Annotated in this window: 16 protein-coding genes; 6 read left to right on the top strand and 10 right to left on the bottom strand. The window is 67.6% G+C overall.

What is annotated here, in order from left to right:
* Positions 1-33: 33 nt before the first annotated feature.
* The 4 genes from GGQ91_RS20420 to rsgA form a co-directional block, all read right to left on the bottom strand.
* Positions 34-306 (bottom strand): type 2 periplasmic-binding domain-containing protein, encoded by a 273-nt coding sequence (locus GGQ91_RS20420; RefSeq protein ID WP_043346403.1) that lies wholly within the window; start codon positions 304-306, stop codon positions 34-36.
* Positions 303-860, bottom strand: coding sequence for a hypothetical protein (locus tag GGQ91_RS20415; RefSeq protein WP_182592732.1), 558 nt, complete (start codon positions 858-860; stop codon positions 303-305). Before GGQ91_RS20415 ends, GGQ91_RS20420 begins: the two co-directional genes overlap by 4 nt.
* 380 nt (positions 861-1240) lie before the next feature.
* A complete protein-coding gene (locus tag GGQ91_RS20410) occupies positions 1241-2212 on the bottom strand; it encodes an NAD(P)H-binding protein (RefSeq protein ID WP_182592785.1) in 972 nt (323 codons plus the stop codon).
* A gap of 248 nt (positions 2213-2460) precedes the next feature.
* A complete protein-coding gene (rsgA, locus tag GGQ91_RS20405; RefSeq protein WP_182592731.1) occupies positions 2461-3495 on the bottom strand; it encodes a ribosome small subunit-dependent GTPase A in 1035 nt (344 codons plus the stop codon).
* Between the two features lie 350 nt (positions 3496-3845).
* On the opposite strand from rsgA, the gene GGQ91_RS20400 reads away from it, so the two are divergent.
* From GGQ91_RS20400 to GGQ91_RS20385, 4 genes are all read left to right on the top strand, one after another.
* Positions 3846-4133, top strand: a complete 288-nt coding sequence (locus GGQ91_RS20400; protein WP_043356833.1) for a co-chaperone GroES — start codon at positions 3846-3848, stop codon at positions 4131-4133.
* Between the two features lie 98 nt (positions 4134-4231).
* Positions 4232-5875, top strand: a complete 1644-nt coding sequence (gene groL / locus GGQ91_RS20395; protein WP_091994949.1) for a chaperonin GroEL — start codon at positions 4232-4234, stop codon at positions 5873-5875.
* 295 nt (positions 5876-6170) lie between these two features.
* Positions 6171-6986 carry a transglutaminase-like domain-containing protein gene (locus GGQ91_RS20390; RefSeq protein WP_182592730.1) on the top strand — a complete coding sequence of 272 codons (816 nt, stop codon included), beginning with the start codon at positions 6171-6173 and terminating at the stop codon, positions 6984-6986.
* A gap of 292 nt (positions 6987-7278) precedes the next feature.
* Positions 7279-8340, top strand: coding sequence for a YihY/virulence factor BrkB family protein (locus GGQ91_RS20385; protein ID WP_043356828.1), 1062 nt, complete (start codon positions 7279-7281; stop codon positions 8338-8340).
* A gap of 101 nt (positions 8341-8441) precedes the next feature.
* Here GGQ91_RS20385 and GGQ91_RS20380 read toward each other — a convergent pair whose 3' ends face one another.
* Positions 8442-8720 (bottom strand): hypothetical protein, encoded by a 279-nt coding sequence (locus tag GGQ91_RS20380; protein WP_043356826.1) that lies wholly within the window; start codon positions 8718-8720, stop codon positions 8442-8444.
* A gap of 272 nt (positions 8721-8992) precedes the next feature.
* Here GGQ91_RS20380 and GGQ91_RS20375 point away from each other — a divergent pair, with 272 nt between their 5' ends.
* Entirely contained in the window at positions 8993-9202 is a 210-nt protein-coding gene (locus GGQ91_RS20375) for a cold-shock protein (RefSeq protein WP_043356824.1), read from the top strand.
* A gap of 144 nt (positions 9203-9346) precedes the next feature.
* On the opposite strand, the gene GGQ91_RS28235 is transcribed toward GGQ91_RS20375, so the two are convergent.
* Positions 9347-9562, bottom strand: a complete 216-nt coding sequence (locus GGQ91_RS28235) for a hypothetical protein (RefSeq protein ID WP_236952732.1) — start codon at positions 9560-9562, stop codon at positions 9347-9349.
* Between the two features lie 335 nt (positions 9563-9897).
* Between GGQ91_RS28235 and GGQ91_RS20365 the strand changes: the two genes are divergently transcribed.
* Entirely contained in the window at positions 9898-10251 is a 354-nt protein-coding gene (locus GGQ91_RS20365; RefSeq protein WP_043383977.1) for a hypothetical protein, read from the top strand.
* On the opposite strand, the gene GGQ91_RS20360 is transcribed toward GGQ91_RS20365, so the two are convergent.
* From GGQ91_RS20360 to GGQ91_RS20345, 4 genes are all read right to left on the bottom strand, one after another.
* On the bottom strand, positions 10226-10615 hold the full coding sequence (locus tag GGQ91_RS20360; RefSeq protein ID WP_043356817.1) for a TIGR02300 family protein: 390 nt from the start codon (positions 10613-10615) through the stop codon (positions 10226-10228). The genes GGQ91_RS20365 and GGQ91_RS20360 overlap by 26 nt on opposite strands.
* Positions 10616-11061: 446 nt before the next feature.
* Positions 11062-11985, bottom strand: a complete 924-nt coding sequence (locus GGQ91_RS20355) for a cobalamin B12-binding domain-containing protein (RefSeq protein ID WP_182592729.1) — start codon at positions 11983-11985, stop codon at positions 11062-11064.
* A 427-nt stretch (positions 11986-12412) separates the two neighbouring features.
* Positions 12413-12889 carry a BLUF domain-containing protein gene (locus tag GGQ91_RS20350; protein ID WP_043759418.1) on the bottom strand — a complete coding sequence of 159 codons (477 nt, stop codon included), beginning with the start codon at positions 12887-12889 and terminating at the stop codon, positions 12413-12415.
* Positions 12890-13413: 524 nt separating this feature from the next.
* Positions 13414-14862 (bottom strand): DUF1254 domain-containing protein, encoded by a 1449-nt coding sequence (locus GGQ91_RS20345; RefSeq protein WP_179697379.1) that lies wholly within the window; start codon positions 14860-14862, stop codon positions 13414-13416.
* Positions 14863-15468 lie beyond the last annotated feature (606 nt).

The following is a 15468-nucleotide window of genomic DNA, read 5'->3' as shown; positions in this document are numbered from 1 at the left end:
CTCTCCCCCCCGACGCCGCGTCGAGGCCTGTCGTTAGGCGCAGCAGGTAAGACGTCGGCACCGGTCGGCAATGGCGGGACTGAACGGCTCCAGCACCGGCGCGAGCCGCCCTGCGGCGAGATCCGCGGAGACGTAGGACCGGCCGAACCGTGCGAGGCCGGCGCCGCCGAGCGCCATCAGGCGCACTACGTCGCCGGACAGGCCCTTGTGCTCGGCGAGATCGACGCGCATCCGCGGATGTGCCGCGAGAGATCGCGGCCGGACCGGCAGGATGACCTGGGTGCCGAACGGGACCGAGGCGTTCACCCGGAGCCGGGCGCTCGGCTCGGCTGTCCCTCGGCCCCTGACGACTTGCAGGCGTCCGCGCGCTGGTCGCGCAGGCTGCGCAGGCCGGCGAGGCTGATCTCCTCCGTGATGGCTTCGTGCCATCTGTCGAGCAGGCGGATGCTGAATCGTCGGCCGTTCAGGATGCTCTTGAGCACATCGCCATTCAGCGAAATCACCCCGATTTCCTGCATCTGCGCCGTGGGAAACATTGCGTTCGACACCGGCCCGTCGTCGATCCGATACTGATAGTTGAAGATGGAATTCTTCGGCAGACCCGTCACCTCGAGCCGGTCGCCGACGATCTGGATGCGCGATCGGGTCTTCGGCGCCAGGATGCAGGCAGCGTCCCCGCTCGACGGGTGACCGGCCTTCCTGAGCACCCAGTCGCCCTCGCTGGCGACCGTCTGTCCCGCATCCTCGGCGGCGCCGAGGGGGGAGGCCAAGCAGGCCGCGACGGCGAAGAGTGCAACCCTCATGAACGACATCCTCGTCTCACACGTCGGTTCGGTCCTGGACCCAACATCGTTCTCCAAGCCGGGCTGTCGATCTGAGACACATTCGCCCGGTCACCCCGGCAGGCGATGGCTGGCAGATCCGCCCCAAGACCGGTCGGCAACGTGGTCCGCGACCGCCCACGCCCCGTTGCAGCAGCAGCCCCGGGAGACCTGTGGTCAGGCGCGCGAGGACGCGGCGGTCGTGCCTGTTCGCTCCACCCCCGGCTCGGGAGCAGGCCGGCCGCAATCCACCCGACCAAGGCTCTCAGACGATCACCGGCGCCCGCCGGTTCCGGCCGACGATGGTCAGGCTGCCTCGACGTGGGCGGAGCGGAGAAGCTGACGCCGGTCGGCGCGTCGGCTTCCGCCCCGCTTGGGCGGCCCTGCGGCCCGCTTGCGGGCGTCCAGACGGCGCGCCGTCAGAACACGGCGTGGTCGCCGCGCTCGGCAACGGCCTCGCCTCGGATCACGCGCGCATAATAGTCGAAGAGAGTTTCAGAGCCGGTCGACGGTGTGGCGCGCGCATCATATTGGCCCGTCACCGGATCCAGAACGAGCATAGATTCCGTCGCGTAGTAGCGCCCGATGCGCGCGAGTTCGGCCTTGGCTGCCAACGTCGGAACCAGCCGTCCGAGCATGGCCAGAGTGACTATGATGACGTCCAGAAGGGCCACGGGCACATGCGTGAATCGCGCTTCGCGCCCGAGCAAGGCGAAGAGCTGCTCGCCCTGCGCCTTCGGGGTCACAGCTTCGCCCGGGCCGCCGATCGGCAGCACGCGATTGCGCCGGTCCGGGTCGTCGAGGCACTCGGCAATGTAGGTGCCCAAGTCGTCGTCGCTGATCGGCTTGCAGGCCGTCAGCGTACCGTCGCCGAAAATCAGGAACGACTTCCCGCGTTTCAAACGATCGATTTGCCCCGAGAGCGATTTGAAGAAGGCCGTTGGTCGTACGATCGTGTAATCGAGGCCCGACGCGGCCAGAACGCCCTCGAACGCGCGCTTGGCGTGCTGGAACGCCAGGACCGGCTTCTGGACGCAGATCGCCGAGAGAAGGATGACGTGGGTCACGCCGGCCGCCTTCCCGGCGTGCAAAGCACTCACATGCGCGCGATAATCGATCGCCCAGGCGTCGTCGGGCAAGCCCGTGCGCGAGGCGAGACACGAGACCAGGACGTCGAACGGCTCGCCGCGGAAACCCGCCTCGGCGAGGGACGATGGATCGGTCACATCCACCACCCTTGCGGTCGCGCCCGGAGGCAGTCGGGAGCAAGCGGGCGGCCCTGACGGGTCGTCGATGTCGGCGCGACGCCTGACGAAGCAGACCACGTCATGGCCCCGTGACACCAGCGCGCGCACCGTCGCGCGCCCGATCGTCCCGGTGCCACCGAGCACGGCGACGCGTCGCGGGCGCAACGCGTCCGATTGGTCTCCGGTCACGCTCACCTTATCCAGCCACTCAGGGTTCCGGCATGTCCGGTCGTTGTGACGAGACCGTATCGATCCACCCGAACAGGAGGCCGCCTTCGCAGCCTGGATTGCCACGGGTGTGGGCGAAGGGTCAGCGCGTCATGCCGGCGTCATAGCACGGAGCGCGCCGCCGGCGCCCGCTCTCGCGGCAGCGGGACAGTCAGGGCCGCAGCCTACCTGCGAGGACGTCGGTGGCTGCGTGGACCAGCCGGTGTCGGTGTATTGGTCCGGTTCTCATCGAACAGCTTGCGCCAACGGATCAGCCGCTCAGGTGCGAGGCTGCCGTCCGCGACGGCAGCCTGCACGGCGCACCCGGGTTCGCTTGTGTGGGTGCAGTCGCGGTATCGGCACAGGGGCGCGCGTTCGATGATCTCGGCGAACAGCGTTTCGATCCCTTCCGCGGCGCCGCTGACGTGCAGCGTGCGCATCCCCGGCGTGTCGATGACCCAGCCGCCGTCGGCGATGGCATGCAGCGAACGCGACGTGGTCGTATGGCGGCCCTTGGCATCGTGCTCGCGAATGCCGCCGGTCAGCTGGGCCTGGGCCTGACCGGGACCGACCAGCGTGTTCACCAGCGTCGATTTGCCGACGCCGGAGGAGCCGACCAGCGCCACGGTCTGCCCCAGCCCACACCACGGAGCGAGGGCGTCTGCGGCCGCGGAGAGACGGGGGTTGAGGGTTACGACGTCGAGCCCGCGCTGCAACTCGGACGCTTGGCGCTGGTAGGTTCCCAGATCGGCTGTCGTGTCGGCCTTGGTGAGGAGGATCACCGGGTTGGTGCCGCCTTGATTGGCCAGAGCCAGATAGCGCTCCAGTCGCGCCGGATTGAAATCGGCGTTGCAGGAGGTGACGATGAACAGCGTGTCGACATTGGCCGCAGCGGCCTGAAGGGTCCGGCTGCCTTCGGTGCGGCGCTCCATGACCGTCCTGCGGCTGAGACGGCGATGCACGGTCTGGGTTCGCGGATCGACGAGAACCCAATCGCCCACGGTGAAGTCGCTCGTGCTGGCGTGGATCGCGAGCGTCAGTTCGACGGATCCGGCCTCCGACAGGGCGGTCAAGCGAGACCGGTGAAGCGTCGCGATCCGCATCGGGGCGAGATCGGCCTCGTGGGGTTCACGCTGGACTTCGAAGAAGTCGGACCAGCCCAAGCTTGCAAGCGACAGGGGCTGGAAGGAAGGGGGATGATCGATCACCGCCCTGCCCATGACATGGCATCCTGCGCCTGGCCAGCCCTCCGCCGCCAGGCGCACGTCGATGCCCGGCCGAGTGCAAGGACCGTCGCCTTGCGCCGTCTCCCTGCGCCGTCTCCCTTGGCCATACCCACGGGAGGCGGACGGTCGTGTCGCCGCGCGGGTCAATCGGGAGCGGCCGCGAAGGCGCGCGCCCCAATGCCCGGATGAGCCGGTCCCCGGCCCATTCATAAGATTAGCACTTCCACTCGGTGAGTGCTAACAATGCGTCGATCGGGCGGCGATGACAGTCTCGCCGTAGCCTTTCCCGCGACAGCGCCAATCATGTCGGTTGGATCTCGCTTGGGAACGATCAGGATACCACGATGAAATTCCGTCCGCTGCACGACCGCGTGGTCCTCCGTCGCATCGAAGGCGAGGAGAAGACCAAGGGCGGCATCATCATTCCCGATACGGTCAAGGAGAAGCCGCAGGAGGGCGAGGTCGTCGCCGCTGGACCGGGCGTGCGCGACGAGGCGGGCAAGATCAACCCGCTCGAGGTGAAGGCCGGCGACCGCGTCCTGTTCGGCAAGTGGTCCGGCACCGAGGTCAAGATCGACGGTCAGGACCTCCTGATCATGAAGGAATCCGACATCCTGGGTATCGTCGCCTAGCGCGGATCAGGCCGCTCAGAGCCTCACGACGATCTGCCCTTCGAGGCGCCCGCTGTGGCGCGCCTCAGGGCCAAACGACAGATGACGAGTGCTCCACCATGTCCGCCAAAGACGTTCGCTTTTCGGTCGATGCCCGCGAGAAGATGCTGCGCGGTGTCGAACTGCTCGCCAGTGCGGTGAAGGTGACGCTGGGCCCGAAGGGCCGCAACGTCGTGATCGAGAAGAGCTTCGGCGCCCCGCGCATCACCAAGGACGGCGTCACCGTCGCCAAGGAGATCGAGCTCGTCGACAAGTTCGAGAACATGGGCGCCCAGATGGTGCGCGAAGTGGCCTCCAAGTCGAGCGACACCGCCGGTGACGGCACGACGACCGCGACCGTTCTCGCGGCCTCCATCGTCCGGGAGGGCGTGAAGTACGTCGCCGCCGGCATGAACCCGATGGACCTGAAGCGCGGCATCGATCTGGCCGTGGCCGCGGTCGTGAAGGATATCGGCGCGCGCTCCCGCAAGGTCGCCTCGTCCGAGGAGATCGCCCAGGTCGGCACGATCTCCGCCAACGGCGACAAGGAGATCGGCGAGATGATCGCCCACGCCATGCAGAAGGTGGGCAACGAGGGCGTCATCACGGTCGAAGAGGCCAAGACCGCCGAGACCGAACTCGACGTCGTCGAAGGCATGCAGTTCGACCGCGGCTACCTGTCCCCGTACTTCATCACGAATGCGGAGAAGATGGTCGCCGAGCTGGAAGACCCCTACATCCTCATCCACGAGAAGAAGCTCTCCTCGCTCCAGGCCATGCTGCCGGTGCTCGAGGCCGTGGTCCAGACCGGCAAGCCGCTCCTGATCATCGCCGAGGACATCGAGGGCGAGGCGCTGGCCACCCTGGTGGTGAACAAGCTGCGCGGCGGCCTGAAGGTCGCGGCCGTGAAGGCGCCGGGCTTCGGTGACCGCCGCAAGGCGATGCTCGAGGACATCGCGATCCTGACCAAGGGCCAGATGATCGCCGAGGACCTCGGCATCAAGCTCGAGAACGTGACGCTCCCGATGCTCGGCCGCGCCAAGCGCGTGCGGATCGAGAAGGAGACCACCACGATCATCGACGGCGCCGGCGAGAAGGCCGACATCGAGGGCCGGATCAGCCAGATCAAGGCGCAGATCGAGGAGACCACCTCGGACTACGACCGCGAGAAGCTCCAGGAGCGTCTGGCCAAGCTCGCGGGCGGCGTCGCGGTGATCCGCGTCGGCGGTTCGACCGAGGTCGAGGTCAAGGAGAAGAAGGACCGCGTCGACGACGCGCTGCACGCCACCCGCGCGGCGGTCGAGGAAGGCATCGTCCCCGGCGGCGGCACCGCGCTCCTGCGCGCCAAGGCCGCCGTCCAGGGGCTCGCGAACGACAACCCCGACGTCCAGGCCGGCATCAAGATCGTCCTCAAGGCTCTCGAGGCCCCGATCCGCCAGATCGCCCAGAACTCGGGCGTCGAGGGCTCGATCGTGGTCGGTAAGATCCTGGCCAACAGCTCGGAGACCTACGGCTTCAACGCCCAGACCGAAGAGTATGTCGACATGCTCAAGGCCGGCATCGTCGACCCGGCCAAGGTGGTGCGCGCGGCCATTCAGGGCGCGGCCTCGGTCGCCGGCCTGCTGGTGACCACCGAGGCGATGATCTCCGAGGCGCCGCGCAAGGAGGCCCCGGCCATGCCCGCCGGCGGCGGCATGGGCGGCATGGGCGGCATGGATTTCTAACCGGCCGAAACAGGTCCGAAGCGCCCTCCGGCACGCCGACAGGCGGATCGCCGGAGGGCGCTTCGGCGCAACACGAGGGGGTGGATCGACGGGCTGGACCGACCTTCTGTCGCTATCGACCGCTGCCGCCTCCGCCGGGCTGAAACCGGCAAGCTTGTGCCGTTCGCTCCGGGCGCCTCATCCTCGTGACGGATGCGTTGGCTCGCAGGGCGATCGCGCCGACGAGGGCCCTGCGAAATTCGTCCTGTCGGCATGACCCGCGCCGATCTCGCGGTTGCCATCGAGGAGAGAGCACATGCGCATTCTTGTCGGCTGCGAGATGACTTACGAGTTTCCGCAGCCCACGCCCGTCATCGCGACGCTCAACGTCCACGCATCGCGCTTCCCTGACCTCGAACGGCCCGATTACCTGATCACGAGCCCGGCCGTTCCCCTGGAGGGCTATCGCGACAGCTTCGGGAATTGGTGTTCCCGTATGGTCGCTCCGGCGGGGCGCTTCATGCTCAAGACCGACACGGTCGTGCGGGACCACGGCAGCGGGGATCTGCAGGAACTCGACGCTCCGGAGATCCCGGTCGAGAAGCTGCCTTCGGACAGCGTGCTGTTTCTCCTCGGCAGCCGGTACTGCGAGACGGATCGCCTCTCCGCCATCGCGTGGGATCTGTTCGGACATGTCCCGCCCGGCTGGGGACGGGTGCAGGCGATCTGCGACTATGTGCATGATCGGATCGCCTTCGGGTATGAGCACGCGCGTGCAACCCGCACGGCCTTCGATGTCTTCGAGGAGCAGCGGGGCGTCTGCCGCGACTATGCGCATTTGGCGATCGCGTTCTGCCGCTGCCTCAACATCCCGACGCGCTACTGCAACGGCTATGTCAGCGACATCGGCCTGCCGGTGCCGCATGCGCCCGGTGATTTCGCCGCCTGGATGGAAGTGTATCTCGGTGGCCGTTGGCATACCTTCGACCCTCGCAACAACAGCTCCCGGATCGGCCGGATCCTGATCGCCTATGGGCGCGACGCCGCGGACGTGCCGTTGACGCTCACCTTCGGGCCCAACGATCTCACCGGGTTTCGCGTGACGACGGAAGAAGCGCCCGGCCCGGCCTGAACCGGCGCCGTATCGAAGCCGAGCACAGCCGATTCGGCCGATCGACCGCAGGATGGTGGCGCTGCGGCGTCGCGCAGCCGTCGATCTGACAAGGCAGGAACGGGCGGGCGACCCGGCTTCCCGGCCGGCGCGCTCCGTGTCCGTTGCGGGACCTCGGGCGGGCCTCGACGCATGGCGATGATGGGCCTGACGCCGAAGGTCTGCTTCAATGCGGCGCAACGGCCGACGCGATTGGCGGCCGGCCGGAACGACGTAGAGTGCGCCCGGGTCAAGGCGCTGCGCAGGATCCCTCGTGAGCCCGGACCAGAACCACGACGAGGGCGAGGACGAGGGCGAGGATTGGCGCTCCGTCAGCACGCGCCGGCCTGACACGGGAAGCCTCAGCCGCGCCCGGAGCCGCGCGCGCGAACCCGGTCGCGGGCGAACCGCGGATGATCCGGCCCAGATCCCGGCCCTGGGGTGGAAGGACGTCCTCTGGAGGATCCTGTACTCCTTCCCGCGCGACCGCATCTTCACCACGGCCGGGGGCGTCGCCTTCTTCACCCTTCTGTCGACCTTCCCGGCTTTGGCGACCATCGTGTCGGTCTACAGCCTGTTCTCCGACCCGCACGTCATCAGCGAGCACCTGAGCCTCCTCTCGGGCGTCCTGCCGAGCGGCGTCCTCGCCCTCCTGTCCGACCAGCTCATACGCGTCGCCCAGCAGAGCGCCGGCGCGCTCAGCACGGCCTCGCTGGTGAGCGTGTTGATCGCCTTCTGGAGTGCGAACTCGGGCGTGAGCGCCCTCTTCGATGCGCTCAATGTGATCTACAGGGAGCGGGAGAAGCGTTCGCTGGTGCGCTTCTATGCCACCACCTTCCTGTTCACGTTGAGCGGCATCGTGTTCGCCCTGACGGCCACCGGATTGGTCGTCATCCTGCCGCTCGCGCTCGACCAGCTCGGCCTGGGTGTGCTGACCGACGTCACGCTGCGCCTCGTGCGCTGGCCGGGGCTGCTGATCCTCGTCAGCCTCGGCTTGGCCGTGACGTATCGGTACGGACCCAGCCGGCGCGAGGCCAAGTGGCGGTGGGTGAGTTGGGGCGGCGTCGCCGCGGCCATCACCTGGGTCTGTGCCTCGGTCTCGTTCTCCTGGTACGTGGCCAGCTTCGACAGCTACAACAGGATCTACGGTTCGCTCGGCGCAGGCGTCGGGTTCATGACGTGGATCTGGTTCTCGGTCGTGATCGTGCTTCTGGGGGCCAAGTTGAACGCCGAGATCGAACGCCAGACGGCGCGCGACAGCACGCGGGGGCAGCCGAAGCCGCTCGGCTCGCGCGAGGCCCATGCGGCCGACACCATCGGACCGACCGAGGGCTGAATGGGGTGCCGGCACGGTCAAGAGGACCGGCCTGAATCTCGGGCCTGTCGCAGGCGTCGGGATCTCACGCCCGGCTGAGCGTCACGCGCGAAAAGCCGCGCTCACGGATCCGGCGACGGCTCGTCCTCAATCAGCGCGATCGAGGTCGCGATCGGACCGTCCAGGGGTCCCACATGGGCTATGAAGCGGGCCCGCGACCAGAGTTCGACGCGGTCTCCGTCGCTCAGGCAGAGGGCACGTTCCGTCGCGTCCGCGTCGCTGGCGGCCTCGATCGGGATGGTCGACCTGACGCTCCCATCCGGCGCGAACCGGTAGGCCCGGTACGGCGAGAGCGCACAGGACGAATGGCGCCTGGCCGGGAAGCTTACGACGTCTGCCATTCGCGCCTGCCCGCTCCCGTTGTGAACACCAGCCCCAAGCTGCTGGCGCTCGAGGCACGCGATCCGTCGACCGGCATCCTGCGCCTCCCTGAGCCGCAATGATAGCCCAGATGATGGGCGGCCGGAGCGAACCCGGAAAACGCCGTCACGGTTCGTGCGGTCGTCGGTTCAACGCCGTCTGATCGGTGCCGCGCATGGAACGGTCGGCTGATCCGGCCGGTTCGAAGCTCACGGCGTGCCGCGTTGGCGCGCCGACGACCAGGGTTAACGCTATGGCTACCGGCACAGTGAAGTGGTTCAACGAGACCAAGGGCTATGGCTTCATCCAGCCCGACGACGGCGGCAAGGACGTGTTCGTCCACATCTCGGCGGTCGAGCGCGCCGGGATGCGCAACCTGATCGAGGGGCAGAAGATCTCCTACGACGTCGAAGCCGACCGGCGCAGTGGCAAGGAGAGCGCCGCCAACCTGAAGGGCGCCTGAGCCGTCCTTCGTGGGGATCACAGCCGGCGCGCGCCGTTCGGCATCGGCTGACCAGATCCGCCTAACATCAGCATCGCGGGCCGAGTCGGGTATCGACTTGCGGTGCTGAAGCGACGACCTGTGCGGGACCGCTCGCCACCGATGTCACCGCGCCGGGACCGCCCCGCCCTGGCTCACCAGGGTGGCCTCCCGGTCGGAGGCCTTCCACACCGGCAGCGACCCCTCGCGAACGAACATGGCGAAGGCCTCCGCCACCGCTCCTCGGTCGAAGGCTTGCGCCCCGTCCACCGCGCGACCGACGATGCAGGCCGCGTCGGGAGCCTCTGCGACGGGTGGCCGGCTCTCCAACGAGAACAGCACGCCCGACCGATCCGGCCTCAGGTCATCCGGCAGGGCTCCGATCTTGCGCCACAGGCAATCCCAGCGGGCGCAGGCCTCCGGGCGCTCGGGGTAGATCCCGCACGCCGTGCCGGTGTTGTGGCGGCACAGGATCCCCGCGGGCTTGTCGAGGGCCTTGATCTCCAGGGCTCGACAGCAGACCGTGCAGGAGCCGCAGGATCGGCCTTGTGCGAGAGCCGCGGTGTTCCGTGGGGTGCCCCCCCGGCGACCGCCTTGCCCTTGGGGCTCCTTGATGATCAGGGTGTCCTCGCTGTCACGTCGTTGCGGCCTGTCGCGCGCGGTATGGGACGTCGCCGATGTCGGACGATGCCACGCTCTGGGATCTCGTAACCGCCGAGCGCATCGCCATCGAGGACGTCGGTGCCGCCATCGACGTCTACCTCGCGGAACCGACGACGCAGAATCATCCGATCGGGCCGGACCATAGTCTCGATCTGGCTGCGGCCGTCGCGGCGCACGCCTTCGCGTCCGCGACCGTGGTCGATCCTGACAGCGACGAGCCGTCCCGTCGCATGGCGGTGCGATCGGCCCTGCTCATGGGCCGCCCGACGGCCCGATCGATCGGCCGCCGAGACCCTGCGAGGGATCAGCGTTCGGCGGATCGGGCGATCCGCTTGAGCGCGGCTACTGATCGTCCTCGTCGTCGTTGACCTCGATCAGGTCGCTGGTGTCCTCGTCGTCCTCGTCGACCACGAGGGTGTCATCCTCGACCGTGTCGCCGTCGTCCTCGATATCGAGCGTGTCATCGCTCTCGGTATCGGTGTCCTTGTCGGCTTCCTCGGCCTCGGCCTCATCCAGTGAGACGAGTTCCGGCCCGTCCGTCTCCTCCTCATCGTCGACCGGCGTCTCCTTGCGCGCCACCACGGGTGCGGCCGCTCGGGCGGAGGACGGCGACACGGAGGTGGGGACGACCTCGCCCGAGTAGGGCGAGATCACGGGGGTCTTGTTGAGGTCGTAGAACTTCTTGCCCGTCACCGGGCAAATGCGCTTCGTACCAAGGTCCGGACGTGCCACTGCGACTCTCCAAAAGGACGTTCCACGCTGGACGGGCAGCGCACTCTCCGGCTCGTCTATCATAGATGGCGGCGGATCACCCTGCCCAACGCGAGTCTGAATCGGATCCGGGCAGCGGCTTGCCCGCCCGCAGACGTCCCGCTGCCGGTGACGGCCTGGCTGACCCCGCGAGGGGGCAGACACGCGCCCGCCCGACCGACCGCTTGAACGTCGGCTCTCGGACGCCGCCATTCCCAGGCCGCCCGGCAACGTCGCCCCGGGGTAGTCAGCGGCCCCTGGCCCTTCGCCAGACGGCACAGGGACCGTCTTCGGGCCGCCCCAGTCGGCCGCTTCGCGCCCGTCCCCTGAGAGCGATTCCGAGGCTCGATCGGCCGGATGCCGGGGGGCAGGCTGACCTCTCAGAGCCGCAGGAAGGCTGATGAAGCCTTGCTTCTCCTGCGCCGGTGTCAGGTCCCGCACTCGGTCGCAACCGCGTCTGCTCCTGACGTCCCGGCCTCGTCGGCCGCAAGATCGAGCAGTCGTTGCGCGAGTAGCACCGCCGTCGCCGCGTCCACCGCGGATGCGTCCGCTCCGACCCGTTGGACGAGGTCCGGCTGCTGCAGAAACATCGGTCCTCCGACCATCACGCAGATGGCTCGGTTGCACGACGCATCGCGCACGGAGCGGATCGCCGTGGCGAGCTGGTCGACGCGCGTCTCGCTGCTGAGCGTCAGACCGACGACGCCGAACCATTCGGACGCCACCAGAGCGGCGATCTCCTCTGGACTGGAGGAGAGGCCGATCGACACGGCCCAGCCTGCCCGACGCAGGAATTGCTCGACGATCCGCACGCCGAACGTGTGCTGTTCACCTGGAGCGCCCATCAGGAGCAGACGACGCCGATCATCGCGCGAGGCGGTCCCCGGCGCGGCTCGGAAACGCGCGACGAGCCGTTGGAGACGGGCCACCCCCGTGGTGACCTCGACGAAGTCGCACAGATCCTCGTCCCACATCCGGCCCAAGAGAGCCGCGGAGGGGGCCAGAAGATCGAGGAACAGGCGATCGACAGGGTGGCCGGCCGCCACCAGGGCCGAGAAAGCCTCAATGACGGCCCCATCGTCCGTCGCGAGCGTGAGATCGGTGAAGGCCGCGATCTGTCCCGCGTCTGGTTTGAAGGCGGGTATGGCTCCCTCGGTCCCCAAACCGCGATGGCGCAGAACCAGTTGCGGGATGATCTCGGTCTGGACGACCTGCCCCAGGGCCAGGCAGCGCTCGCGTGCGGCCTCGGCGGCACGCTTGCGCGCATAGAGCCGACGAGCCTCGGTCGCACGTTCGGTATCGTGCGGGAGACCGTCGCCCCCCAGATGGTCGGACGAACCGAAATTCTGCATCGTCCCCCCCGGCGCCACAGCGTCGGCGGCCTTGCTGGCCTATCGATCGCTGCGCAGCATGAGAACTGTTGTCAGCGCGGATGTAAAGGCTAAGTCAAATTTCCTGGGATAAGACAACGCGGCCCGGCTTGGCCGAAAGACAAAGTTTTGCGCGCGGGCGAGACAACGGTCGGGCTCGGGCTCGGGCTCGGGCTTAGACAGGCGATCGCGCGCCCCCTTGCCCGTGAAGGGTCTTTGCGTGGTCGGACTGGCTCGCGGGCCCAACCGCACAGCCGCAGGGACTGGAATGGAGGTTCGCCACGGCGACGCGGTCGATCCTGGAGAACGGGATGCTCTGCGACGCTCGGTCGAGGTCGAATGGGGCCCATCGAAGTCCTGGCCCACAACGCCGATCGGGCGCCGGACTGGATGTTACGGGCTGGCCCGATCAGCTCCGTCCCAGCGAATCGAGCGGTCCCGAATCGAGTTGCTTGAGAATCCGCTTGAGGGCCGAGATGTTGCTCTTGTCTTCGGCGCTTTCAAGCGCGTCCGTCAGGACCATGCGGATGTCCTCGGCTTCGACCTTCTCCATCTCCCAGTCCGGATAGAGACGCTCTCGCTCTTCCTCGCTCTGGCTCAGCGAAACGACATCGTAATGGCGCGAATCGCCATGCAGGCGCGCGATCAGCTTGTGTATCTGGGCAGCCGGCCCCTCGATCCACTGGAAGAAGACGCCGCTGCCGAACACCAGGACCCCGGTGATGCCATGCGCGAGATTGTGGAGCTGGGCCGCCTTGACGATGCGGCCGACCTCGGCGTCGTCGACGCCGTCGGCGGCACGGCTGCAATAGACGAAATGATACAGCGCGGGCAGCGGGACTTCGTTCAACTCAGCGCCTCTTGGAATGCCGTATTCATCGAACATGAGCGGGCTCTTTCCGTCTATGCCAAGCAGGGCGTTCCCCCCGGCGCGTCAGCGGCAGGATAGCGCAACGAACCGGATTTGGCATTGAGCTTGGTCGCCCCGGCCATCAGGCGGACACCGAAGGTGCTGCGGATCGACCGGCCATCAGCGTGCTCACCCGCGATCAGGCCGATGCGGTGACGACGAAGCGGGCCTGTCACGGGCCTGCCATTGGCCTGCCATGGGTCTGCCATGGGTCGTGTGCAGGCGCGGAACCGACGTCGGCTTCCCCTGGCGGTCCGAAAGCGGTCGGACCGCTCTCGCCCTGAGCGGCCCTGCAGGTTTCGACCCATCTCGGTCGTCAGGACCGCGTTCGTCTCGTCCTCAAAGGAGACGTTTGCCTGCGGTAAAGCGACTTCGGCTCGGGGTGAGGAGCCGGCCTTCGGCGGGGCGGTCGCAACGGACTGCGTCACCGTCGCAGGCGGACGTTCGCGGATTGGATCTTATGGAGCGCTGCCTCTCGGGCAGGGATCCGGCCGTGCGGCCTAGAGCGTGGCGCTGGAGCTGCGGGTGACCGGCGGCGGCGCCCAGGAGCCGTTCAGGAGGACGTCCTTCGGCCAGTAGGTGCGGAGCATCAGGATGAAAGGCCCAGCCGGGGCAGGTAGCCAGTTCGCCTCCCGCTGCGCGCCAGGGCTCTCATGCTGGATGAGGAGATCAACCGAGCCGTCCGGGTTGGCCTTGAGGCTGTCGCGCGGGCTCAATGAATAGCGGTTGATCGGGTTGTCGACGAAAAAGTAGTCCGCGTCATACATCGTCAGCGACCAGAAGCCGTTGACGGGCGGCAGCTCGCCGGCCGGGAAACGCATCACGTACGTCGAGGCGCCGGTCAGCCGACGGCCCGCGGCATCAACCGTGGCCACCGGGTAGACTGCGTCCTGCGGCAAGTTGCAGCCGAGCCCGACCGCCGTCACCAGAGCGCGTTGCAGGTAATCCTTGCCGTAATCGCCGCCGTTGGTCGTGAAGGTCCAGCCGTTTACGTGCTGTCCCGCCGTCTTCATGTGTCCCATGATGCGAGGAATGGCCTCCTTCGGCGCCTGCGCGATTGCCTCGCGGGTGGCAGGCGGCAGGCGTGCGGGATCGAAGGGCTGGCCCGGCACGATGCCGAGTGAGGCCATCTTGGCGACCGGAACCCCATCGGCGAGCGCCGGCGAGTTGTCCTTCATGAGGGTGGCCAGCATGTTGAAGTAGGTCGTCGCATCCATGCGGTTGACCTGCTCGCGCACCGCCGTCTTCGTGTCGACGCTCGGATCGACGCGCCCCGGAGGCGGTGTGTACGGCTTGCCGGCCGCGCTCGCCGGGATGAGCCGGTACTGGTCCTGCAGCGCGTGCACGGCCCTATAATCCTCGGGAGCCCCCGTGCAGTAGGTCCGGCCAAGGATCCAGATCAGGTTAGTCGGCGCCTGGATCAGCTTGGCGCCGGACGGCACGCTGCCGCTCCAGCCGGGTCCGGCGATGAAGTAGGTTTGTGGCCCGGTTCCCGTCGTGCGCTTGCCCGGCACGGCGAACACGTTCGTCCAGGCGCTCAGCATCGGCATGAGATAGTATCGGCCGTCCTCCTCCGGGATGCTGAGAAGGTGGGGCTCTGTCCCGACATCGATGAAGGCGCTGGAGTACAGAGTATCCGCGTTTGGTGCGGTGACGGCCCGGAACTTCGCGTCTGGATATTCGCGTAGATTGGCGAATTGGCCCATCGGGGCGTTCTTGCCCTCAGGCGCCGCCACATTGGTGAGCACGCGCCGGGTCATCTCCATGGTGACGAGCGGGTAGCCGTAGATGTAGGCGTCCGTCGCCAGCTCGATCGGATCGGCCACCGCGTTGTTGCCGATGAGTGGCGCGTCCTGGGCCGTGCTCTGAGCCCGGGCGAGAGGCAGGCCGGAGCCGACGAACGGGATCGTAGCGGCGCCGGCGGCGAAGATCCGTCTGGTGACATCCATGACCGTCTCCTCGGAATTGCCCGCTCAGGCAGGCGGCTTCAGGAAAAATCTCGATCCCCTAGACGCGCCGAATGCAGTGCCCTCTCGCCGGACCGGCTTTGCCGATCGTCAGAACAGAGAAACCGTCGAGAGCCACATCGGATCGCGGCGCGCGGCAGCATACCGAAGCTGAGCACGGCAGCTTGACCGAATGGGACAGCGGCTTGGCTCGACCCGGAAGCGCACTGTGTGTCTGACAGTCCAGTAAGGCTTGTCCTAGCGGAACGCTCCAGTTCGAAGCGGCCACAAATGGCGGTCTGCTGAAGGCGCCCCATAGCGAACCGGCGGAGTGGGTCTTCATCCGCATGCCCAATCCTCACCGGTGGGATCGGCTGCTTGGGATCGTGAGCAGGCGGGAGGGCAAGGCCCGCTCCAACGTGTCTGCGCCCTGGAACAGACCGGCAGAAACCCACCCCGCGCGGTCCTTCCGCTGCCGACCCATGTCGGCCCTTCGGCCCGCTGTTGGACGCCCCGAAAGCAGGGGCGTCCACAGACGCCATTCGTCGGCCGTCCGGCAAGTTCGGCTCTGGGCGGAAGGCGGCCGGACCAGGGCGCGCCCTCGGGAGA

The organism is Methylobacterium fujisawaense (genome assembly GCF_014138435.1).
Classification (GTDB): domain Bacteria; phylum Pseudomonadota; class Alphaproteobacteria; order Rhizobiales; family Beijerinckiaceae; genus Methylobacterium; species Methylobacterium fujisawaense.
The sequence above is the reverse complement of the archived record's forward strand: the minus strand, read 5'-3'. Positions and strand labels throughout refer to the sequence as shown.

Bases quoted from the DNA above. Each gene is read 5' to 3' on its own strand.
- rsgA (WP_182592731.1), bottom strand. From the start codon at position 3,495: ATGGGCAGGGCGGTGATCGATCATCCCCCTTCCTTCCAGCCCCTGTCG.
- GGQ91_RS20375 (WP_043356824.1), top strand. From the start codon at position 8,993: ATGGCTACCGGCACAGTGAAGTGGTTCAACGAGACCAAGGGCTATGGC.
- GGQ91_RS20355 (WP_182592729.1), bottom strand. From the start codon at position 11,985: ATGCAGAATTTCGGTTCGTCCGACCATCTGGGGGGCGACGGTCTCCCG.
- GGQ91_RS20365 (WP_043383977.1), top strand. From the start codon at position 9,898: ATGTCGGACGATGCCACGCTCTGGGATCTCGTAACCGCCGAGCGCATC.
- GGQ91_RS20345 (WP_179697379.1), bottom strand. From the start codon at position 14,862: ATGGATGTCACCAGACGGATCTTCGCCGCCGGCGCCGCTACGATCCCG.
- GGQ91_RS20390 (WP_182592730.1), top strand. From the start codon at position 6,171: ATGCGCATTCTTGTCGGCTGCGAGATGACTTACGAGTTTCCGCAGCCC.
- groL (WP_091994949.1), top strand. From the start codon at position 4,232: ATGTCCGCCAAAGACGTTCGCTTTTCGGTCGATGCCCGCGAGAAGATG.
- GGQ91_RS20380 (WP_043356826.1), bottom strand. From the start codon at position 8,720: ATGGCAGACGTCGTAAGCTTCCCGGCCAGGCGCCATTCGTCCTGTGCG.
- GGQ91_RS20350 (WP_043759418.1), bottom strand. From the start codon at position 12,889: ATGTTCGATGAATACGGCATTCCAAGAGGCGCTGAGTTGAACGAAGTC.
- GGQ91_RS20400 (WP_043356833.1), top strand. From the start codon at position 3,846: ATGAAATTCCGTCCGCTGCACGACCGCGTGGTCCTCCGTCGCATCGAA.